Annotated in this window: 17 protein-coding genes and 1 pseudogene; 6 read left to right on the forward strand and 12 right to left on the reverse strand. The window is 61.9% G+C overall.

The annotated features are described in order from the left end of the window. Positions 1-473 precede the first annotated feature (473 nt). From BLT26_RS05640 to BLT26_RS05650, 3 genes are all read left to right on the forward strand, one after another. On the forward strand, positions 474-1,361 hold the full coding sequence (locus tag BLT26_RS05640) for a hypothetical protein (protein ID WP_091509943.1): 888 nt from the start codon (positions 474-476) through the stop codon (positions 1,359-1,361). A 151-nt stretch (positions 1,362-1,512) separates the two neighbouring features. After that, positions 1,513-2,388 carry a hypothetical protein gene (locus tag BLT26_RS05645; protein WP_091509947.1) on the forward strand — a complete coding sequence of 292 codons (876 nt, stop codon included), beginning with the start codon at positions 1,513-1,515 and terminating at the stop codon, positions 2,386-2,388. A gap of 673 nt (positions 2,389-3,061) precedes the next feature. Next, positions 3,062-3,937 (forward strand): hypothetical protein, encoded by an 876-nt coding sequence (locus BLT26_RS05650; protein WP_175453034.1) that lies wholly within the window; start codon positions 3,062-3,064, stop codon positions 3,935-3,937. A 68-nt stretch (positions 3,938-4,005) separates the two neighbouring features. Here BLT26_RS05650 and greA read toward each other — a convergent pair whose 3' ends face one another. From greA to dapB, 7 genes and pseudogenes are all read right to left on the reverse strand, one after another. Continuing rightward, on the reverse strand, positions 4,006-4,482 hold the full coding sequence (gene greA / locus BLT26_RS05655) for a transcription elongation factor GreA (RefSeq protein WP_091509954.1): 477 nt from the start codon (positions 4,480-4,482) through the stop codon (positions 4,006-4,008). A gap of 140 nt (positions 4,483-4,622) precedes the next feature. Next, positions 4,623-7,853, reverse strand: a complete 3,231-nt coding sequence (carB, locus tag BLT26_RS05660; protein WP_091509959.1) for a carbamoyl-phosphate synthase large subunit — start codon at positions 7,851-7,853, stop codon at positions 4,623-4,625. Positions 7,854-7,952: 99 nt separating this feature from the next. Further along, positions 7,953-9,113, reverse strand: coding sequence for a glutamine-hydrolyzing carbamoyl-phosphate synthase small subunit (carA, locus tag BLT26_RS05665; RefSeq protein WP_091511029.1), 1,161 nt, complete (start codon positions 9,111-9,113; stop codon positions 7,953-7,955). 397 nt (positions 9,114-9,510) lie between these two features. Beyond that, positions 9,511-10,113, reverse strand: a complete 603-nt coding sequence (locus BLT26_RS05670) for a YfiR family protein (protein ID WP_245720606.1) — start codon at positions 10,111-10,113, stop codon at positions 9,511-9,513. A gap of 188 nt (positions 10,114-10,301) precedes the next feature. After that, complete coding sequence (rimK, locus tag BLT26_RS05675) at positions 10,302-11,237, reverse strand: 30S ribosomal protein S6--L-glutamate ligase (protein WP_245720634.1); 936 nt, start codon at positions 11,235-11,237, stop codon at positions 10,302-10,304. Between the two features lie 84 nt (positions 11,238-11,321). Then, positions 11,322-11,729, reverse strand: a pseudogene (locus BLT26_RS16600) (ATP-dependent zinc protease family protein); the annotation flags it as partial. A 27-nt stretch (positions 11,730-11,756) separates the two neighbouring features. Next, entirely contained in the window at positions 11,757-12,581 is an 825-nt protein-coding gene (gene dapB, locus BLT26_RS05680; RefSeq protein ID WP_091509967.1) for a 4-hydroxy-tetrahydrodipicolinate reductase, read from the reverse strand. A gap of 107 nt (positions 12,582-12,688) precedes the next feature. Between dapB and BLT26_RS05685 the strand changes: the two genes are divergently transcribed. Next, positions 12,689-13,033: a TraR/DksA family transcriptional regulator gene (locus tag BLT26_RS05685; RefSeq protein WP_091509972.1), complete on the forward strand. Its 345-nt coding sequence runs from the start codon at positions 12,689-12,691 to the stop codon at positions 13,031-13,033. Between the two features lie 33 nt (positions 13,034-13,066). Here the strand turns inward: BLT26_RS05685 and BLT26_RS05690 are convergent, their stop codons facing one another. The 4 genes from BLT26_RS05690 to grpE form a co-directional block, all read right to left on the reverse strand. Then, positions 13,067-13,948 carry an alpha/beta hydrolase gene (locus tag BLT26_RS05690; RefSeq protein ID WP_091509975.1) on the reverse strand — a complete coding sequence of 294 codons (882 nt, stop codon included), beginning with the start codon at positions 13,946-13,948 and terminating at the stop codon, positions 13,067-13,069. Between the two features lie 250 nt (positions 13,949-14,198). Further along, positions 14,199-15,323 carry a molecular chaperone DnaJ gene (gene dnaJ, locus BLT26_RS05695; RefSeq protein WP_091509979.1) on the reverse strand — a complete coding sequence of 375 codons (1,125 nt, stop codon included), beginning with the start codon at positions 15,321-15,323 and terminating at the stop codon, positions 14,199-14,201. Between the two features lie 119 nt (positions 15,324-15,442). Then, positions 15,443-17,386: a molecular chaperone DnaK gene (gene dnaK / locus BLT26_RS05700; protein WP_091509982.1), complete on the reverse strand. Its 1,944-nt coding sequence runs from the start codon at positions 17,384-17,386 to the stop codon at positions 15,443-15,445. A 134-nt stretch (positions 17,387-17,520) separates the two neighbouring features. Beyond that, on the reverse strand, positions 17,521-18,165 hold the full coding sequence (gene grpE, locus BLT26_RS05705) for a nucleotide exchange factor GrpE (RefSeq protein WP_091509986.1): 645 nt from the start codon (positions 18,163-18,165) through the stop codon (positions 17,521-17,523). A 275-nt stretch (positions 18,166-18,440) separates the two neighbouring features. On the opposite strand from grpE, the gene recN reads away from it, so the two are divergent. Both recN and BLT26_RS05715 read left to right on the forward strand, forming a co-directional pair. Continuing rightward, a complete protein-coding gene (gene recN, locus BLT26_RS05710) occupies positions 18,441-20,108 on the forward strand; it encodes a DNA repair protein RecN (RefSeq protein ID WP_091509989.1) in 1,668 nt (555 codons plus the stop codon). Between the two features lie 100 nt (positions 20,109-20,208). After that, positions 20,209-20,802: a 1-acyl-sn-glycerol-3-phosphate acyltransferase gene (locus tag BLT26_RS05715; protein WP_091509993.1), complete on the forward strand. Its 594-nt coding sequence runs from the start codon at positions 20,209-20,211 to the stop codon at positions 20,800-20,802. Positions 20,803-20,877: 75 nt separating this feature from the next. On the opposite strand, the gene fur is transcribed toward BLT26_RS05715, so the two are convergent. Further along, positions 20,878-21,288 carry a ferric iron uptake transcriptional regulator gene (gene fur, locus BLT26_RS05720; protein ID WP_091509997.1) on the reverse strand — a complete coding sequence of 137 codons (411 nt, stop codon included), beginning with the start codon at positions 21,286-21,288 and terminating at the stop codon, positions 20,878-20,880. Between the last annotated feature and the right edge of the window lie 267 nt (positions 21,289-21,555).

Below are 21,555 nucleotides of genomic sequence, written 5' to 3' on the forward strand. Positions count from 1 at the left end.
ACACCCCTTACCTCGACCGGTTAAAAAACGAACTTTTTTCCTAGCGTTTCGACACTTCCCTCTCATAGCGACTTACCCCCAGCCCTACAACACTGAGAGTCAATCGATCACAATTCAATCAATCTGATGGTTTGCTGATCGAACGGAATTTTCACCGTAGCAACGCCGTAGGTGCCTTTATCCGCCCAGTTATGTCACCAAGCCAGCTGCCCTACATCCGGCCCCATTCACATACCGGAAGCTGGGGCCTGGCATTGGCACAGCCTTGTGAGCTGCTTGCAGGCGGACAACAGACCACCAAAGCGCAAGACCGGGACAGGTCGATGTGCCACCCGATTCGGCCCATCGAAGCCGATCATCAGGTTGGACGCATGTGACCGCGGTGAAACAGAACATGGTACGAGGATCGGTACCATCGTAAGTCGGCCATTTTCGTGCCGGTTTTATCAACGTCTGATGTAAAGGAGCAACTCATGAAGACGTTTATTACGCCCATCGCCGCAGCAGTATTTCTCGCCGCCAGCGGCAGTGTTTTCGCAGCCAACAACACCGCCGTCCAGAACCAGACGGGTGTCGGAAACTTCCAGAGCGCCACCCAGGTGGGTGCCGGTGTGGATGACAACCTGATCCTGCAGAACCAGCTCGGGTTCTTCAACGTGGAAGTCGCCCTGCAGACCGCAGGCGAGGACCTCAGCACAATCACCCAGAACCAGGTGGGCGCCGTAAACGTAGCCGTCTCCACCCAGGCCGCGGGTGCCCTCAACAATGCAAGCATCACCCAGCTGGGTGCAGCCAACGTGGGCGTTACAACCCAGGCAGTTTCACTGCTCAGCAGCGCCGATGTAACGCAGGTTGGCTTCGTCAACCTTGGCGTGGTAACCCAGATCCTGAGCCTGCTGAATAGTGCCAGCATCACTCAAGTGGGTGCGGCGAACTTCGGTAACATCCTGCAAACAGTCGCCGCGTTTAACGATGCCGATATCCTGCAGGGTGGCTTCGGCAACTTCGCCAATATCAACCAGATCTTCGCGCTCGGTAACGACGCTGACATCATCCAGGGCGGCTTCTTCAACGTCGGTAACATTAACCAGGTGGGCTCTATTGGCAGCACGGCGCTGAAGGTGCAGGTCGGTGCACTTAACGTAGGGGATATCACCCAAGTGGGCATCGGTCATGTGGCCTCGGAGTTCCAGTTTGGCTTTGCCAACGAATCCCACACCACACAGCTTGGCTTCTTCCACAACTCCACGACTACCCAGGTGGGTGGATTCAATTTCCACGACACCACCCAGATCGGCTTCAATGAAACCGCGGTGGCTACCCAGGTTGGTTTCGGCAACACCGGCTTTATCCTCCAGTAAGCGCTGGACTTAGGCTGGAATTTCGGGGCGGCCACCATGGCCGCCCCTCTGCAGTTGAAAGGCTAGCTCTTTATATGGCTCACAAGGCCAGAAGGCGGGTACGAATCTCCACGAAGAGATCCTTTGAGGTTAAGAAGTAAAGGAGCTAACAGTGAAAGCACTGACCCCAATCGCCGCAGCGACGCTCTGTATCGCTAGCGGCCTTGTCCTGGCGGAGAACAACACCGCTATCCTGACCCAGAACGGTACCAACAACACCGGCACTGCGGATCAGCAGGATGCCGCAGCCTCGGGCAATACAATCGACCAAATGCAGTCCGGCAATATGAACAATGCCGAGGCGATCCAGCGGAACGAGGTCGATAGCAATATTTACCAGGTCCAGGAAGGTGAACTGAACGAAGCCTATTCCTTGCAGATGGATGGCTCGGGCAACACTGCTACCATCTACCAGTCCGGCGTGTTCAACAATGCCTCGACCTGGCAGGTTTCCACCCAGGGCAGTACCGCGATCATCAGGCAGGAAGGCGTCAACAACGAAGCTGAAATCCACCAGTATCTCGGCCAGGGTAACATCGCCGTAATCGAGCAGAGTGGTTACGTTCACGGCGCCTACATCGGGCAGTACACCAGCTACGGGTCCGAGGCATATATCACCCAGTCCGGGGCGGATAACGAAGCGTACATCCTCCAGAGTGGTACCGGCCACTATGCTGGCGTCACCCAGGACGGCATCTACAACCGGGCGACCGTCACCCAGAGCGATGGCTTCAACGCGGCGGACATTTACCAGGCGGGCTTTGGCAACGATGCCAATATTTTACAGTCGGGCTGGTATAACAACGCGAGCATCAGCCAGGCCGGCTATTACAACATGGCCGACATCATCCAGTCAGGCTCCGGCCACCAGGCCATTGTCAGCCAGGCTGGCGCGCTGAACGAGGCACTGGTCATCCAGGGCGGCAATTCCGAGACGGCAATCGTAACCCAGGCTGGCAGCGGCAATACGGCGATCGTTGTACAGTAGCCCTTCCCATTTACCCGCGGCCCATGCCAGGCCGCGGGCTCTGCCAGAAATCCCCTTTCCCTGCAGCCGGGTGCGACAGTGTTCCCAGGCAGTCCTGACCGGCTGACAACGGATGCCGGCACCAGCACACACCCGAGCCCCTGCCGGGCCAGGTTTATTCCGTACCGTGTCCCTTTAGGGAGTGATCTACGTGCAAGTGTTTTTCGGGGTGCTCGCCGTGGAGTGCGGGAATAGTGGGGATATCGGGCATGGCGGGGGAATGTAAAAGGCCGCGAAAAAAATGACACGATTTTCCGTCTGTCGCCTGAATTAACCGAAACTCAAACTTTATTCCCGGTGGAATCCGCACTTCTCTCCTATGGCGGAGCGCGATACGAAGGACAAGACTTTATACACCAGCGATCAAACATCGATCATTCATTGAAGAAACGAGCAGTACTACCAATGAATCACGATTTCTACGAATCATCGCGTTGCATTTCCCATACCGCGATCTCCCCGCGGTATCACGCCCATCGCAAGCCAGACATCCAGCCCAGGCCCGCCTCCGCAAAGGAAAGGGATAGCCAGCGGCTGCGCCCTATATGGTACTAATCTGAGTGCCATTTCTGCCGGCATTGCAGATGCCGGAATTTCCAAACGTCAGTAGTTCAATGTAGTAATGGAGAAACTCATGAAGACGTTAACCCCGATCGCCGCCGCCCTGCTGTTTGCAATCAGCGGAACTGCGCTCGCAGCAGGTAACACCACCACCCAGAACCAGAATGGTTTCGGCAACAATGCGTCAGCCAACCAGACGGGCCCGTTGACCATCAACAACACTATTAACCAGACACAGAGCGGGGTGCTTAACAACGCCTCGGCCACCCAGTCTGTGCAGCTTGGCAGCTCTATCAATCAGGTACAGAGTGGCGCGCTGAACAACGCCGTGGCGTTGCAGACGTTCGGCATCGGCAACTCTGCCAATAGCGTGCAGAACGGCCTGCTGAACAACTCACTCACGGTGCAATCCCTGCAGCTGGGAAGTACCTCCATGCATATGCAGAACGGCGTACTGAACAGCGCTACCACCTTCCAGGTACTGGGTGCGGGCAACAGCGCAATGATCAACCAGTCCGGCCTGCTGAACAGTGCTTCTGTGGTTCAGGTGTTCAGCTTTGGCAATAGCGCGGTGATCAACCAGAATGGAATCCTGAACAATGCTGACGCGCTACAGTCTGGTTTCGCGCACACTTCCAGCATGACCCAGAACGGAATCCTCAACGACGCCGATACCCGTCAGTTCGGTATCGGTAACGACGCCACCATCGCGCAGAACGGCCTCGCCAACGAGGCGGATATCTCCCAGGCAGGCTTCAATAACGCCGCCTTCGAAAGGCAGGTAGGTATCGCCAACGACGTATACGTCGGTCAGATCGGTGTAGGCCACCTGGCGGTTACTTCACAGACCGGGCTCGGCAACAATGCACTGGTCGGCCAGTTCGGACTGAACGAAACCGCGTTTGTCACCCAGATCGGCGCATTCAACAACGCCGTGGTCTTCCAGTAAGGAGCGCGACCTCCCAAATAAAAAGGGCGGCCCAGTGGCCGCCCTTTTTATTTTTTCCGGTCTGGACATCAAATGTGCTCGACGGCCTCGATCTCGTACTCCACCGAACCAGAGGGAGTGCGCACCTCCACCACATCGCCGACCTCCTTGCCAATCAGGGAGCGCGCAATCGGTGAATTGACGGATATCTTGCGCTGCTTCACATCCGCCTCGTCATCGCCGACAATCTTGTACGTAACCTCTTCATCGGTTTCCATATGAATGATGGTCACCGTGGTGCCGAAGATCACCTTGCCACTGGGCTCGATGGATTTAACATCGATTACCTGGGCATAGGAAAGCTTGGATTCGATTTCCTGGATCCGGCCCTCGATGAATCCCTGCTTTTCCCGCGCTGCGTGGTACTCGGCATTCTCCTTCAGGTCACCGTGCTCACGGGCCTCGGCAATCGCCTGCACCACGGCAGGGCGCTCGACTTTCTTCAGATTTTCCAGCTCGGCACGCAGGGCCTCGGCGCCCTCTACGGTCATTGGTACCCGGTTCAAGGTGGGACCTCCCATTATTATTACGACAAAGCCGGGAACCGCACGCTAGCGCGGGCCCGGCAAGCTATTTACCCTTGGTTGGCGGGAGCACGACTGTTGCCAGGAGGCTCCCGCAATCGACCTGTTATTCCGGCAACTTCCTATTCCGACAGCTTCGCAACCTGCTTGTGCAGGTCCTGCAGGCGACGCACCTTGAGCGGCTCACCCAGCTGCATGGCCAGGGCCATGGCCTTGGCGGCCGCCAGGGTCGTGGTGTAACACACCTGGTGGTTCTCGGCGCTGCGGCGGATGTCGGCGGAATCGCGAATGGCCTGGCGCCCCTCGGTGGTATTGACCACCAGCGCAATCTCGTCGTTCTTGATCATATCGACGATGTGCGGGCGCCCTTCGCTCATCTTGTTGACGGTTGTAACGGGAATATCGTTTTCCTGCAACACCCTGGCGGTGCCGCGAGAGGCAACCAGCTCGAAGCCGAGGCCCGCGAGGTCGCGCGCCACACTGACCGCGGCGTCCTTGTCGAAGTCGCGCACCGAGATGAATACCTTGCCGGATTCCGGCAGGGTGTCGCCGGCGGCGAGCAGTCCCTTGCCGAACGCCTCGGCAAAGGTGGTTCCCACACCCATCACCTCACCGGTGGATTTCATTTCCGGTCCCAGGATCGGGTCCACTTTCGGGAACTTGTTGAACGGGAACACCGATTCCTTCACCGAGAAGTAGTCCGGCACGATCTCTTCAGTAAAGCCCTGCTCCGCCAGGCTGATGCCGGCCTGGCAGCGGGCCGCAACCTTGGCCAGGGAAGTGCCGATGCACTTGGACACGAACGGCACGGTGCGGGAAGCGCGCGGGTTGACCTCGATCACGTAAATCTCATTGTCCTGCCAGGCCAGCTGTGTATTCATCAGGCCAACCACGCCCAGCTCACGCGCCATGGCCTTGACCTGCTCGCGCATCTCGTCCTGGACCTCCGCTGGCAGGCTGTAGGGCGGCAGGGAACAGGCGGAGTCACCGGAGTGCACGCCACACTGCTCGATATGCTGCATGATGCCGCCGATGACAACGTCTTTGCCATCGGAAACCGCGTCGATGTCCACCTCGATGGCGGCATTGAGGAAGTTGTCCAGCAACACCGGCGAATCTTCAGAGACCTGCACGGCCTCTTTCATGTACCGGAGCAGCTCGTCTTCCTTGTAGACGATTTCCATGGCGCGACCGCCCAGGACGTATGACGGGCGCACAACCAGCGGGTAACCGACGTCCCTTGCTGCCTGCACCGCTTCGGAAACCGAGCGCACGATGGCGTTCTCCGGCTGCTTGAGGCCCAGGCGCATGATCATCTGCTGGAAGCGCTCGCGGTCCTCGGCCCGGTCGATCTGCTCAGGTGTGGTACCGATGATCGGCACGCCTTCCGCGGCCAGGTAGCGGGCGAGCTTCAGCGGGGTCTGGCCGCCGAACTGGACGATCACGCCTTCCGGCTTCTCCTTGGCCACGATTTCCAGCACATCCTCCAGGGTCACCGGCTCGAAGTACAGCCGGTCGGAGGTGTCGTAATCGGTGGAAACGGTCTCGGGGTTACAGTTGACCATAATGGTCTCGTAACCGTCCTCGCGCATCGCCAGTGCCGCGTGCACGCAGCAGTAATCGAACTCGATGCCCTGGCCGATTCGGTTCGGCCCGCCCCCGAGTACCATGATCTTCTTGCGGTCAGACGGGTTCGCCTCGCACTCCTCATCGTAGGTGGAGTACATGTAGGCGGTGGAGGTGGCAAACTCGGCCGCGCAGGTATCCACGCGCTTGTAGGAGGGGAATACGCCCAGCTTGTGGCGGAATTCGCGCACGGTTCTCTGGCTCACACCCAGCAGTTGGGCCAGGCGCATGTCGGAGAAACCCTTGCGCTTGAGGAAACGCATGTAGTCCGTGGTCAGGGCCGAGGTGGGCAGCGACTTTAGCGGCTCCTCGATCCGCACCAGCTCCTCGATCTGTACCAGGAACCAGGGATCGATGGCGGAGAGCTCGTAGACCTCCTCCATACTCATACCCATGCGGAAGGCGTCGGCCACATACCAGATACGCTCGGCACCCGGCACGGAAAGTTCCCGGCGCAGGCGCTCCTGGGCTCCCTCCTCTTCGGGATCAATCTTGCTCTCGAGGCCGAAGCTACCCACTTCCAGGCCGCGCAGCGCCTTCTGCATGGACTCCTGGAAGGTGCGGCCGATGGCCATCACTTCGCCGACAGATTTCATCTGCGTGGTCAGGCGAGCATCGGCCTCACCGAACTTCTCGAAGGTGAAGCGCGGAATCTTGGTAACCACGTAGTCGATGCTGGGCTCGAAAGAGGCCGGGGTGGCACCGCCGGTAATCTCGTTCTGCAGCTCGTCGAGGGTGTAGCCCACGGCCAGCTTGGCGGCTACCTTGGCGATGGGGAAACCGGTGGCCTTGGAGGCCAGGGCAGACGAGCGGGAAACCCGCGGGTTCATCTCGATAATCACCATCCGCCCGGTTTCGGGGCACACACCAAACTGGACATTGGAGCCACCGGTTTCCACACCGATTTCACGCAGCACCGCCAGCGAGGCGTTGCGCATCAGCTGGTATTCCTTGTCGGTCAGTGTCTGCGCCGGCGCCACGGTGATTGAGTCGCCGGTATGCACTCCCATCGGGTCGAAGTTCTCGATCGAGCACACGATGATGCAGTTGTCGTTCTTGTCGCGGACAACCTCCATCTCGTACTCTTTCCAGCCGAGCAGCGATTCATCGATAAGCAGCTCGTTGGTGGGCGACAGGTCCAGGCCACGCTTGCAGATTTCCTCGAATTCCGGCCAGTTGTAGGCCACACCGCCACCGGAACCGCCCATGGTAAAGGACGGGCGGATAATCACCGGGAAGCCGAACTCCTCCGGCACATGCATCGCCTCTTCCATGGAGTGGACGATTTTCGCCCGCGGGGTCTCCAGGCCGATAGAGCGCATTGCCTTGTCGAACAGGTCGCGATCCTCTGCCTTCTCGATGGCCTCCTTGTCCGCGCCGATCAGCTCCACGCCGAACTTTTCCAGCACGCCGTGCTTGTCCAGCGCCAGGGCACAGTTCAGCGCGGTCTGGCCGCCCATGGTCGGGAGGATGGCATCGGGGCGCTCTTCCTCGATGATCTTGGCCACGTTGCGCCACTCCACCGGCTCGATATAGGTGGCATCCGCCATGGCCGGGTCGGTCATGATGGTGGCGGGATTGGAATTTACCAGGATAACCCGGTAACCCTCTTCGCGCAGCGCCTTGCAGGCCTGGGCCCCGGAGTAGTCGAACTCACAGGCCTGGCCGATCACGATCGGGCCGGCGCCAATAATCAGAATGCTTTTGATATCTGTGCGTTTTGGCATCTTTCTTCCGTCTCGCACCGGCCTGTACCGGTGGTGGTCAATTCAAAATTCAGTCAGTGCAGTGTGCACCCGTCCCGCAAGCGGCCTCTGCCGCGCCGCTCATTGCGCCTGGCGGCGCGCCTCCATCAGCTCGACAAACTGGTCGAACAGGGGCGCCACGTCGTGGGGGCCGGGACTGGCTTCCGGGTGTCCCTGGAAACTGAACGCCGGCTTGTCGGTCAGGCGAATACCCTGGTTGGTATTGTCGAACAGGGACACATGGGTGATTTCCACATTTTCCGGCAGTGTCTCACCATCGATGGCAAAACCGTGGTTCTGGGCAGAAATCATGACCTTGCCGCTCTGCAGGCACTTGACCGGGTGGTTGCCGCCGTGGTGGCCGAATTTCATTTTCTCGGACCTGGCGCCCACGGCGAGGCCCAGCAGCTGATGACCGAGGCAGATACCGTAGGTAGGGATCTCCGCATCCAGAATCTCCCGGATGGCCTTGATGGCGTAATCACAGGGCTCGGGGTCGCCGGGCCCGTTGGACAGGAACACGCCGTCGGGCTTCATTGCCAGCACTTCGGAAGCCGGGGTCTGAGCTGGCACCACGGTCAGCTCGCAGCCGCGATCCACCAGCATGCGCAGGATGTTGCGCTTTACCCCGTAGTCGTACGCCACCACTTTGTAGGGCTGCGCTGCCGGCGCCGGCTTGTGTCCCTGCCCCAGTTCCCAGGTGCCCTCATTAAACGGATACGCCTCTTTGGTGGACACCACCTTGGCGAGGTCCATGCCCTTCAGCCCGGCGAACTCCCGCGCCTTGGCCAGGGCCGCATCGCGGTCGATATTGTCACCGGCGACGATACAGCCGTTCTGTGCACCCTTGTCCCGCAGCAAGCGGGTCAGGCGGCGCGTGTCGATATCGGCGATGCCCACAACATTGCGCTCCCGCAGGTAGTCATCCAGCGACTGCTCCTTGCGGAAGCTGCTGGCCAGCAGCGGCAGGTCGCGGATTACCAGGCCGGTAGCCCAGATTTCCCCGGCCTCCTCATCCTCGGCATTGGTGCCGGTATTACCGATATGCGGATAGGTCAGGGTGACTATCTGGCGGGCGTAGGATGGATCGGTCAGGATTTCCTGGTAACCGGTCATGGAGGTATTGAACACCACCTCGCCTACCGCGCTCCCGTGGGCGCCAATGGCGCGACCGTGAAATTCGCTGCCGTCCGCCAGTATCAGCAGGGCTGGCGTCGTACTCTCCATCAGGGTGCTGGGCATCTGGTGGCCGGGCGTGGGGACAGTTTTACTCAACTTGATCTCCAATCTTCAGAACTGCTTCCGGGCGGGATTAGACATGAGGCGCGCTGGTACTGCTCCGGCTTGAACCGGACCCCTTACGGACTCCGGTGCAGCAGCACCGCCCATGGTAGGGGCGTTACCTGGAGCCCCTATAAAAAAGCGAGATGAAACACCTGCTTCATCTCGCTTTTTGCATTTCTTCACGCGCGGCTCTCACACTGTGGCCGGCGTTACTGCTTAGTTGGCCGCCGGCATTGACGGGTCTGCCAATATAATGGCGCATCAAGCGCATGACATGCCCAAACCGGGCGCAGATTCTACGCCAAAAAACGCCGCAACGCCAGTACAAAAATGCGCCACACACCCTGGCCCGGCCCTAGCGCCGCCCCTTGGTCAACCGGAACAGGCTGTTACCTATCTTCAGGTCCGAATGGTCGAGCGCCGTCTTGTTCAGGCTTACGGAAACCCCGGCACCAAAGCCCGTGAAGCCTATCATGCCCCCGGCGGTGGTAAAGCCCTCGACATCACTCACGGTCAATACCGAGAAGTACTCCAGCGCCAGCGTGAGGTCCCGGAACTGGGCCGGTGCGATCGGGCCCAAAACCAGAATCTGGCAACGGCGCGCTTCCAGCTTCTCGTCCGGCGCCAACTCACGCACCTCCACCGCACGCCCATCGACACGATGGTACTTCAGCTGCCCGGTGAGCGGCTCTGTCAGCGCTTCTGCACCCATCACGCAGATGCGGAAAGGTGCGCCGGTGCCATTGAACACCTCAATCGGCCATTGCAGGTGGTGGGCGAAATGCACGATGTAGTTGACCATCAGGCGCCGCCCGGCTTCCGAGTCCGACAGCCTGGTGCTGCCACCTGCTCCTGCCGCCGGAGCCGACAGCAACATCTGCAGCACTAGCAGCAGAAGGAGGTGCCCTATGCCCTGGACCGCCAGGCTGCGGTAAAGATATCCGGCGTGTGTTTTCATGCCCACTCGCGAGACCCGGTAAATCAGTCGCCCGGGCAACCTTCGGCGCCCGGCAGATGGCGACCCGCGAGTCTGTAGGGGGACGCCTCTCTGCCAAAGGTTAGTCTCGCGGTAAGGGCTTCGCCAAAGCAGCGGGACGAGACCGCTGCCAGGCGAGGGGCTGCCGATAAGGGCGGCAGTTGCGGATATCAGTCGGTGGCGCTGCCGTCGCTGCTCTCACCCCCATTGACGGGGGTCACGGGGCGCCACTTAAGGGCCTTTTCAATGGAAATGATCATCGAGCCGGCGATGTCCTTGCGGGTGGCGCTTTCGATACCCTCGAGGCCAGGCGAGGAATTGACCTCGAGCAGCAGGGGCCCCTTCTTGGAACGGATAATATCCACCCCTGCGACCTTCAGCCCCAGCGTCTTCGCCGCCTTGACCGCGAGACGCTTCTCTTCCGCCGTCACCTTGACCACCGATGCCGTACCGCCCTGGTGGATATTGGCGCGGAACTCGCCCGGGGCAGCCTCACGCTGGATGGACGCCACCACCCGGTTGTCGATCACAAACAGGCGCAGGTCCTTGCCCTGGGCCTCGCGGATAAACTCCTGCACCAGCAGGTTGGCCTTCAGGGACTTGAAGGCATTGATCACCGACTCGCCCGCCTTGCGTGTCTCCGCCAGGACTACGCCGCGACCCTGGGTGCCCTCGAGTAGCTTGACGATCAGGGGCGCCCCGCCAACCATCTCGATCAGCTCGTTGGTGTCCACTGGCGAGTTGGCAAAGCCGGAGGTGGGGATGTTCAGGCCTGCCTGTTGCAGCAGCTGCAGGGAAAACAGCTTGTCACGGGACTGGCTGATGGCGCCGGAGCCGTTCAGGGCAAAAACACCCAGGCTTTCAAAGTGGCGCGTCAGCGCGCAGCCATAGAAAGTCTGGCTGGGGCGGATCCGGGGGATCACCGCATCGAGGTTGTTGAGAATGCGCCCATCGCGGTAGTGGACCTCGGGCTCACTGGGATCCAGTTTCATGTAGCACTGGCGAATATCCAGGAAGCTCATGCGGTGGCCGCGCTCGGCACCCGCCTCCATAATGCGCTGGTTGCTGTACAGGTCCGGGTTGGAAGCCAGCACACCAATGCGCAGGCCGGTGCCGGCCATGTGGTGCTCGTCGCGGTAGTACTCCTCCAGCTCGCTCGGGCGCATCTCGCCGAGGCAGAAGCTTTCCGCCGGGTCCACCATCATCTTGCCCATCATCGCCTCACGGCCGAGCAACATGCGGTAGCCCATGGTGTCGCGGTTGGTAAGGGTCAGCTCGATATCCCAGACACTGCCGCCGATGGAGAGCGACGTACGGATTACCGGGCGTTTTTCCGAATCACCGGAGGAACTCCGCACCGTGCGCTTGTCGAGTATCCTCGCCTCGCAGCGCACGGACGGCCGCCGCTGGTGCTGCAGCGGGTGCGCCTCGAAGCTCACCCACGGCTCCCCGTCGCGCTTGAAGGTCTGGATGTTATATGCGTGCAGGCTCGAAGTCTTGGCCCCGGAATCCACCCGTGCCTTGATCGCGGGGATGCCGAGGGCCGGGAAGCTGCACCATTCCTCGCTGCCGACGATTATTTTCTTTTCCAACGTCAACTCCTATCAGCTGCCATCGCGTGCAGGTTAACTGACTTTCAGCCCCAGTACATCGCGCATGTCATAGTGACCGGGCTCCCGGTCGCCTTGTTGATCTTCGCCCAGCAGCCACAGGGCCGCGCGCAGCGCGCCCCGGGCAAAGGAAAGGCGGCTGCTGGCCCGGTGACTGATCTCCACCCGCTCGCCGTCGGCCAGGAACATCACGCTGTGCTCGCCCACCACATCCCCGCCGCGCACGGTAGCGAAGCCGATGGTGTCCCGCTCGCGGGCGCCGGTCTGGCCCTCGCGGCCATATACCGCCACCTGCGCCAGGTCGCGCCCCAGGGTCTCGGCCACCACTTCACCCATGCTGAGGGCAGTACCTGAGGGCGCATCCACCTTGTGCCGGTGGTGGGCCTCGACGATTTCGATATCCGCTTCCTGCCCCATCACCCGCGCCGCAGTCTCCAGCAGGTTGAAGCAGAGGTTCACGCCAGTGGAGAAATTGCTCGCCAGGCAGAGCGGCACCCGCGCGGCATTGGCGAGCAATGCCTCCTTGTCTTCCGGCGTAAAGCCGGTGGTACCGATGACAATCGGCTTGCCGTGTCGGGCACAGTATTCCGTATTGGCCAGGGTGGCCGCAGGGGCGGAGAAGTCGATCAGCACATCAAACTCTGCGGCATCCAGGCTGTCCACGACCGCCAGCCCAAGGCGCCCCGTGCCGGTCACCTCGCCGGCATCCGCACCCACCAGGCTCGAGCCGGGCCGCACGATTGCTGCCGCCAGGTCAGCCTGCCCCGACTGTGCCAGCGCCTCGGCCAGCGCGCGCCCCATTCGTCCGGCGAATCCCGTCACTGCTACCTTGACTGCCATCTCTCCTCCTTTCCCGGCCGCGGCGTAAAAGTCGCGGATTCTACCCCGGCCCCATGGGATTGCTGTAGTAGTATTGCCATTTATAACAACAAAAAAGGACCGGTTTCATGAACGATGCAGAACTGGGTGCATTCCGGCGCAGGCTGCTGCAGCTGGGCGAGGAACTGGTGTCACTGGAGGACACCGCGCGGCGCGGCAGCCAGACCGTGGAACTGGACCAGTCCAGCGTCGGCCGCCTGTCGCGCATCGAGGCGCTCCAGGCGCAGCAGATAGCCCTGGACTCGGACCGGCGCCGCCAGCACCTGCAGCGGGCGATCGAGGGCGCGCTGCGGCGAATCGACAGCGGCGACTTCGGCTACTGTTTTGTCTGCGACCGCGAGATAGAGCGCGCCCGGCTGGAGACAGACCCCACCCTCACCCGCTGTATCCATTGCGCTGACCACGCCGGCTGAACGCCGCCTCCCCGCACCCGGCAGGGGCAATAATCAGTGCCAGTTCAGCAGACGCTCGATCCTCTGGACCGCCTCGTGCGGGTAATTCATCAGCGTGTGAATATGGCGACCCTCGGTCTGCCAGAAAGCCTTGGGTTCGCGGGCATTAGCAAACAGGGTTTGCCCGCGCTCGGGCCGCACATTCGAGTCATCGCTACTCTGGATAATCAGCTTCGGCGTCGCACTGATCTCGCGAATGTCCTCAGCGGCGATGTAGGGCTGGTGGAACTCCTCCGGATGGCTCTCCGCGCGCTGGCGCAAGAAGTCCACGGGCGCATTGTCAGCAGCCACAGTGGGGAAAGAAGCCACGCTGCCATCGAGTACCAGAGCCGCCACCTGCTCTTCAAGATCTTTCGTCAGCCGCACAGCCACCTGGCCGCCGAGTGACTGGCCGAACACAACCACCGGCTTCGACTGCACGTCCTCCCGTGAGAGCATATTCGCGAACGCAGTCTTGCTGTCATTTAGCACATTGGTGTGCGTCGGCTTGCCGCCGGACTTGCCGAACCCCCGCCAGTCCAGCGCGTACACCTGGAAGCCGCCTTCCACAAGCGGGCGAATTGCAGGCAGATAGAGACTGACGTTGCCACCCGAGCCGTGCAGGAAAAAAATAGTCGCCTTTGCGCTGTCGGTTGGTGGCTGGAAGAAATAACTGTAGATAGTGACACCATCGGCCACCTGCAGCGGAATCTCCTCGTGCCGCGTGGAGTCCATTCCACGCATCTCTGTCACCGGGAAATAAAATAACCGGGACTCATCGTTTTCCACCACCGCCCTGACGAAGTCATTGGTCTGGTAGAGATAAAGAGCGAAGCCCCCCGTGACCACGACGATGCCCAGCATTCCCCAGGCGAAGATTTTTAATACCTTTTTCATTTTTGTGATTCCCTTCTCATGAATTACTACGCAGGATGCCAACCCTCTGCATCCCCACCATCCCGGCCCGGGAGCCGGCGTAGATGCGACAGTTTATACCAGCGGCAAAACTCCCGTCAGTGTCCGGAAATCATGCCAGGTGCCCCTCCTCGCGCGCTGTTCGTAAATTCACGGCACAAAAAAAGCGGCCCGGGGGGGGCCGCCTCTTTCGGTACCGCCGGCTCCGGGAGGAGCCGGCCAGGGAAAGCTGTTACAGCTTCATATCGCCGAAGAAGCTCTTCACTCCCTCAAACCAGCCTGTCTGGCGCGGGGAGTTCTTTTTCTCGCTCAGCGTGCCGGCGAACTCCTCCAGCAATTCCTTCTGCTTGCTGGTCAGGTTGACCGGGGTCTCCACCACCACACGGCACAATAGGTCGCCCGGCGCACCGCCGCGCACCGGCGTCACGCCCTTGCCGCGCAGGCGGAACAGCTTGCCGGTCTGGCTCTCGGCCGGGATTTTCAGTTTGACCTTGCCATCGAGCGTGGGAACCTCCATTTCACCGCCGAGGGCGGCGGTGGCAAAGCTGATCGGCACCTCGCAATAGAGGTTCTTGCCGTCGCGCTGGAACAGCTCGTGCTCCTTCACCACCACCTGCACATAGAGGTCCCCGGGCGGACCGCCCTCGGGGCCGGCCTCGCCCTCGCCGGACAGGCGGATGCGGTCGCCGGTATCGACACCCGGCGGCACTTTTACCGACAGGGTCTTGGTCTCCTCGACCCGCCCGGCGCCGTGGCAGCTGCCGCAGGGATCGCTGATGATGGTGCCGCGGCCGCGACAGTTGGGGCAGGTCTGCTGTACCGAGAAGAATCCCTGCTGCATGCGCACCTGGCCGATGCCACCACAGGTACCGCAGGTCTGCGGCTGCGAGCCGGGCTTGGCGCCGGAGCCGTCACAGGTGTCACAGCTGGTCAGGGTCGGGACGCGGATCTTCACCGTGGTGCCGCGCACAGCTTCTTCCAGGTCCAGCTCCAGGTCATAGCGCAGGTCAGCGCCGCGCTGGGGCCCGCCCCGGCGACCGCCGCCACCACCGAAAATATCGCCGAACACATCGCCGAAGATATCGGAGAAGCCACCGAAGCCGCCCGCGCCGGCGCCGCCACCCATCTGGCCTTCCACACCTGCGTGGCCAAACTGGTCGTAAGCCGCCTTCTTCTGCGGATCTGACAGGACTTCGTAGGCCTCGTTGGCCTCCTTGAACTTGTTCTCGGCTTCCTTGTCGTCGGGATTCCGGTCCGGGTGGTACTTCATGGCTACCCGGCGATAGGCCTTTTTCAGGTCTTTTTCCGAGGCATCCCTGGCCACACCGAGGACTTCGTAATAATCGCGCTTCGACATAAAAAATGTGTTCTGTGTTAACTGACTGGGGCGCGGCGGCCAGTTCCCCTGAATTGCCGCCGCGCCCCGGTAATTGATCGTTGCAGGGGCGGCCGCCGGCCGCCCCTACTCAGGAGGGCTTACTTGTCCTCTTTCTTGTCGTCCTTAACTTCCTCGAACTCGGCGTCCACTGCGTCGTCACCGCCGGACTGCTGGCCACCCTGCTCGGCGCCGGCAGCGCCTTCCGCACCCTGGGCCGCCTGGGCCTGCTCGGCGTACATCTTCTGCGCCAGCGGGCCGGAGGCCTCGGTCAGCTTGTTGGTGGCCGCTTCCATGGCGTCCTTGTCGTTGCCCTTGACCGCTTCCTCGGCTTCAGAGAGCGCCGCCTCGATCGCGGACTTCTCTTCCTCGGTCGCCTTGTCGCCGGCTTCCTCCAGTGTCTTCCTGGTGGCCGAGATCATGCCGTCGAGGGTATTTCGGGTGGTCACCAGCTCCTCGAACTGCTTGTCAGCCTCGGCATTGGCCTCGGCGTCCTGCACCATCTTGTCGATCTCTTCCTCGGACAGGCCCGAAGAGGCCTTGATCACGATGGACTGCTCCTTGCCGGTGGCCTTGTCCTTGGCGTGGACGTGCAGGATACCATTGGCGTCGATATCAAAGGTCACCTCGATTTGCGGCACACCACGCGGAGACGGCGGGATGTCAGCCAGGTCGAAGCGGCCCAGCGACTTGTTCTGGGCTGCCTGCTTGCGCTCGCCCTGCACCACGTGAATGGTTACCGCTGTCTGGTTGTCCTCCGCTGTGGAGAATACCTGCGACTTCTTGGTCGGGATAGTCGTGTTCTTGTCGATCAGCGGCGTGGCCACACCACCCATGGTTTCGATACCCAGGGTCAGCGGGGTCACGTCCAGCAGCAGGACGTCCTTCACATCGCCGGCCAGTACCGCACCCTGGATGGCAGCACCCATGGCCACGGCCTCGTCCGGGTTGACGTCCTTGCGCGGCTCCTTGCCGAAGAAGTCGGTAACCTTCTGCTGCACCAGCGGCATGCGGGTCTGGCCGCCCACCAGGATCACCTCGTCGACGCCGGATGCGGACAGGTCGGCATCCTGCAGGGCGATTTTCACCGGCTCCAGGGAGCGGTTGACCAGCTCCTCCACCAGGCTCTCGAGCTTGGCGCGGGTCAGCTTCACGACCAGGTGCTTCGGACCAGTGGCGTCTGCGGTGATGTAGGGCAGGTTCACCTCGGTCTGCTGGCTGGAGGAAAGCTCGATCTTGGCCTTCTCCGCGGCCTCCTTCAGGCGCTGCATGGCCAGCGGGTCGCCCTTGAGGTCGATACCCTGGTCCTTCTTGAACTGCTCGGCCAGGTAGTCGATCAGGCGCAGGTCGAAATCCTCACCACCGAGGAAGGTATCGCCGTTGGTGGACAGCACCTCGAACTGCTTCTCGCCGTCTACGTCGGCAATCTCGATGATGGAGATATCGAAGGTACCGCCGCCCAGGTCATAGACCGCCACGGTGCGGTCGCCGCCCTTCTTGTCCAGGCCGTAGGCCAGCGCGGCCGCGGTGGGCTCGTTGATGATACGCTTCACGTCCAGGCCGGCGATGCGGCCGGCATCCTTGGTGGCCTGGCGCTGGGAGTCGTTGAAGTAGGCCGGCACGGTGATCACCGCGGCCTCGACCTTCTCACCGAGGAAGTCCTCGGCGGTCTTCTTCATCTTCTTCAGTACTTCGGCAGAGATCTGCGGCGGCGCTTTCTTGTCGCCCTTCACCTCTACCCAGGCATCGCCATTGTCGGCCTCGACGATGCTGTAGGGCACCATCTTGATGTCCTTCTGCACCACGTCATCCTTGAATTTGCGACCGATGAGGCGCTTCACCGCGTACAGGGTGTTCTGCGGGTTGGTCACCGCCTGGCGCTTGGCGGACTGCCCCACCAGGATCTCGTTGTCATCGGTGAACGCGACGATCGACGGGGTGGTGCGATCACCCTCAGCATTTTCGATCACACGTGCCTTCTCGCCGTCCAGGACCGCCACACAGCTGTTGGTGGTACCCAGGTCGATGCCGATAATTTTTCCCATCAGTATGTTCCTCACTTTATTCGCGTCTCGCCCCACCCGGGGGAGGAGCGCAAGTTCTAATTCAGTTGTCAGCTATATTGGTGCCGGTCACGCGTTTTCAAGGCTGGCCGCGCCGGTTTCACTACCGGTCCCGTTCAGGGAGCCTTGCTCACCACCACCATTGCCGGGCGCAGCAGGCGCCCGTTCAGGAGATAACCCTTCTGGAATACGTCCAGCACGGTGTTGGGCTCCACATCACCGTTGGGGACCTGGGTCATCGCCTGGTGCCGCTCGGGATCGAAGGGCTCACCGCTGGGGTCGACCACTTCCACCGAATGCTTGGCCAGGGTGTCCGTGAATGACTTGAGGGTGAGTTCGATCCCCTCGACGATTGCCTTGTTGGCCTCGTCGTCGGCATCGATGCTGGAGAGTGCCCGCTCCAGGTTATCCACCACCGGCAGGAAGTCCTGCAGCAGCTTCTCCTGGCCGTACTTGTGGGCCCGCTCCACGTCCTGCTGGGCGCGGCGGCGGGCATTCTGGGCGTCGGCCTGGGCCCGCATGGCCAGGTCCTTCTGGATGGCCAGCTGCTCCTGCAGGCCCAGGATCTCTTCCTGCAGCGCCTCGGCGCTCTCGGCCTCCGCGTGCAGGGCCTCCTCTGCCTGGTGCTGCTCCTCGGGAGTGGGCTCCTCTACCTCGGCTCCCACACGCTCTTCCCCGGCCGCCGCCTCTTCAGCGGTCAGCGCTTCAGGATGCGGCGCCCCCTCTTCAAACTGCTCTTCTTCGCTGCGCTCTCTGGCCACTGCTCTCTCCGTCGCGTCGACTGTCAGTTGGTTAATTTTCTGTCCGCCCTGCGGGCGGTGCAGACGTATATGGGGCCGTGCCCCTGTAGTTCAAGGGGTTATTCCGTAATCCCTGCCTTGGGAGCGCCCCGGCGTCCGGCCACCCGCGAGCCCGGTGGCCCTGGAAGCGTGCAATGCCCACCCCGCGCACTGTAGTGTGATCCCCCAACGGTAGCGACACGCCACCAATTACTGTATAAATACACAGATAACAAATCAGCCAGAAACGTTTTCCTATGTTGCTGCACCTGTCTATCAGCCAATTCACCCTGGTGGACCAGCTGGAACTGGAGTTCGGCGCCGGCACCAGCACCCTGACCGGCGAGACCGGAGCCGGCAAGTCCATCACCCTGGATGCCCTTGGCCTCGCGCTCGGCGACCGCGGCAACGCGGAACTGGTGCGAGCCGGAGCCAAGCGCGCGGACATCCACGCTACCTTCGATATCGCCGATCACGCGGAGGCCACCGCGTGGCTCGAGGAGCAGGAGCTGGATACCGGGCGGGAAGTGATCCTCCGACGCACCATCAGCGCCGACGGCCGTTCCCGCGCCTACATCAACGGGCAGCCGGTGACCCTGCTGCAGCTCCGGGCCCTGGGCGAGCAGCTCATCGATATCCACAGCCAGCACGAACACCAGTCCCTGCTGAAGAGGGAGACCCACCGGCGCCTGCTGGATGAGTTTGCCGGCGCCGGCGAGCTGGCGGCGGAGACCCGCATCCACTACAAGGCCTGGCAGGACCAGTACCGCCGTTACCGGGCCCTCGCCGACAGCGCCGAGGAGACGGAGGCGCGGCGCCAGCTGCTCCAGTACCAGCTCGAGGAACTGGAACAGCTCAACCTGCAGCCGGGCGAGATAGAGGATCTCGAGAGCGAACAGCGCCAGCTGGCCAATGCCGGCGAGATCCTCAGTGGCAGTTACCAGCTGGCGGCCATGCTGAGCGGCGGTGAGGGCGATATCGCCGAGCAACTGCACCGGGCACTGCAACTGCTCACCGCAATGCCCGAACAGTCGCAGGACCTGGCCGAGGTGGCGCAGATGCTCGACAGCGCACGCATCCAGGTGGATGAGGCAGCGGGCACCCTGTCGCGCCATATCGACCGCTTCGAGATGGACCCCGAGCGCCTGGCAGAAGTAGAAGAGCGGCTCAGCGCCATATACCAGGCCGCGCGCAAACACCGGGTCCAGCCTCCGGAGCTGCCAGACCTACAGCAGCAGCTGCAGGCCGAGCTGGAAGAAATAGGCGCCCCGGACGCCCTGGACCGGCTGGCCGATGAGTGCGAAAAACTTGAGCGGGTCTACCGCGCCACGGCCGGAAAACTGGGCGAGCTGCGCGCCGGCGCCGCGGAAAAACTGGCGGCGGCGGTCAACGCCCAGCTGGCGGAACTGGCCATGCCCCACGCCCGGGTCGAACTCGCCCTGCAGGAACAGGAAAAACCGGCGGCGACAGGCCTCGAGGAAGTGGAGATACTGATCGCCACCAACCCCGGCCAGCCGGCGCGCCCGCTCGGCAAGATCGCCTCCGGAGGCGAGCTGTCGCGGGTCAGCCTGGCGATCCAGGTGGTCACCGCCAAGACCTCGCGTACTCCCACCCTGGTCTTCGACGAAGTGGACGTGGGCATCGGCGGCGCAACCGGCGACGTGGTGGGACGCCTGCTGCGACAGCTCGGCGAGGGGCGCAACGGCCGCACCGGCCAGGTCATCTGCGTAACCCACCTGGCCCAGGTGGCGGCGCGCGCCCACCGCCAGTACCTGGTGAAGAAGCACAGCGACGGCGACTCGGCGTTTGTGTCCCTGCGGGAGCTCAAGGGCGACGAGCGCCGGGAGGAGATTGCGCGCATGCTGGGCGGGGAGACCACCGCCCAGTCGCTGGCTCATGCCGGTGAGATGCTCGAGCGCGCGTGACCGGCGAGACGGAATTGGTACTGAAAAATCCGCAATTAACCGGGATTGGCGGCAATAGCGACACTATAATGCCGCGCCAAACATCAATCCGGCTGAATTCATGCAGAGAACGATTTTCAACACCCCGATCGTAACCCCCATCCTCCGCCAGGTGGCCAAGCTGCTGCTGAAGCTCCACGGCTGGCGGGTGGTCGTCGACCAGTCAGCGCTCGAGCTGAAGAAATATGTCCTGCTGTGCGCCCCCCATACCACTAACTGGGACGGCTATTACTTCATCCTGACCGCGCTGAAGGTCGGCGTGGTGCCGCAGTGGATGGGCAAGGACAAGCTCTTCCGCTTTCCGCTCGGGGGCGTCATGCGCTGGTTCGGCGGTATCGCGGTCGACCGCAGCAAGGCCAACAACCTGGTCGAGGCAACGATCGACCAGTTCAACAAGGCATCGTCACTCATCGTGGCAGTGCCGCCGGAGGGGACGCGCGGCCGCGCGGAACGCTGGAAGACTGGTTTTTACCACATCGCCCGCGGGGCGAATGTGCCCGTGGTATGCGGGTTCATCGATTTCGCCAGGAAGGAAGTGGGGTTCGGCCCTGTATTCGAGATGGGTGACAACCTGGCGGCCGAGCTGGCACGGTTCCGCGACTTCTATGCCGAAAAGGTGGGCAAGTTTCCCGAGCTGTACACGCCGCCGGCATGATTGTCGCCGGGTGCAAAGCGGACTGGCCGCATGCGGGCCGCGAATGCGGCCCGGCGCGCCGTAAGGGCTAGACGGCTAGGATTCCTTCTTCTTCACATACAGCACCAGGCTGTGGCCGGTTAGCTCGTAGCCGTGCTCCTCGGCAATCTGCTGCTGCAGCCGCTCGATCTCCGCATTGTGGAATTCGACCACCTCGCCCGTGTCGGTGCAGACCATATGGTCGTGGTGGTCGCCGCGGTCCAGCTCGAACACCGAGTGGCCGCCGTCAAAATTGTGGCGCATCACCAGGCCGGCACTCTCGAACTGGGTCAACACACGGTATACGGTCGCCAGGCCCACATCTTCGCCTGCCTCCAGCAGCATTTTATACACATCCTCTGCGCTCAGGTGCTGCTCGCTGGCCCCCTCAAGCAGCTGCAGAATCTTCACTCTCGGCAGCGTCACTTTTAGGCCGGCCTTGCGCAGTTCCTGGTTTTCATTCGACATGGATCAGTTTCCCGGGATGATTCTCGTGGTCCAGGCGATGCAGCGACTTGCCTGCCGGTGCGCCACGCGGGCACCGCAGTGTCTGTCAGCTCGCCAACTCTTGCGGTATTATCCACGCCGAGCGTAGATAGCGGAACCCCGGGGCCAATCCGGGTCGAGGGAAAGGCACAGCGGACCTGGCCGGTAATCGGCCTGCAACCGCCCCGGAACGGGAACTTTCGCCGCCCGGGGGCGCCTATCCTTAACCGGAAAGCGCATGAGCCCCAT

This window comes from Microbulbifer yueqingensis (assembly GCF_900100355.1).
Taxonomy (GTDB): domain Bacteria; phylum Pseudomonadota; class Gammaproteobacteria; order Pseudomonadales; family Cellvibrionaceae; genus Microbulbifer; species Microbulbifer yueqingensis.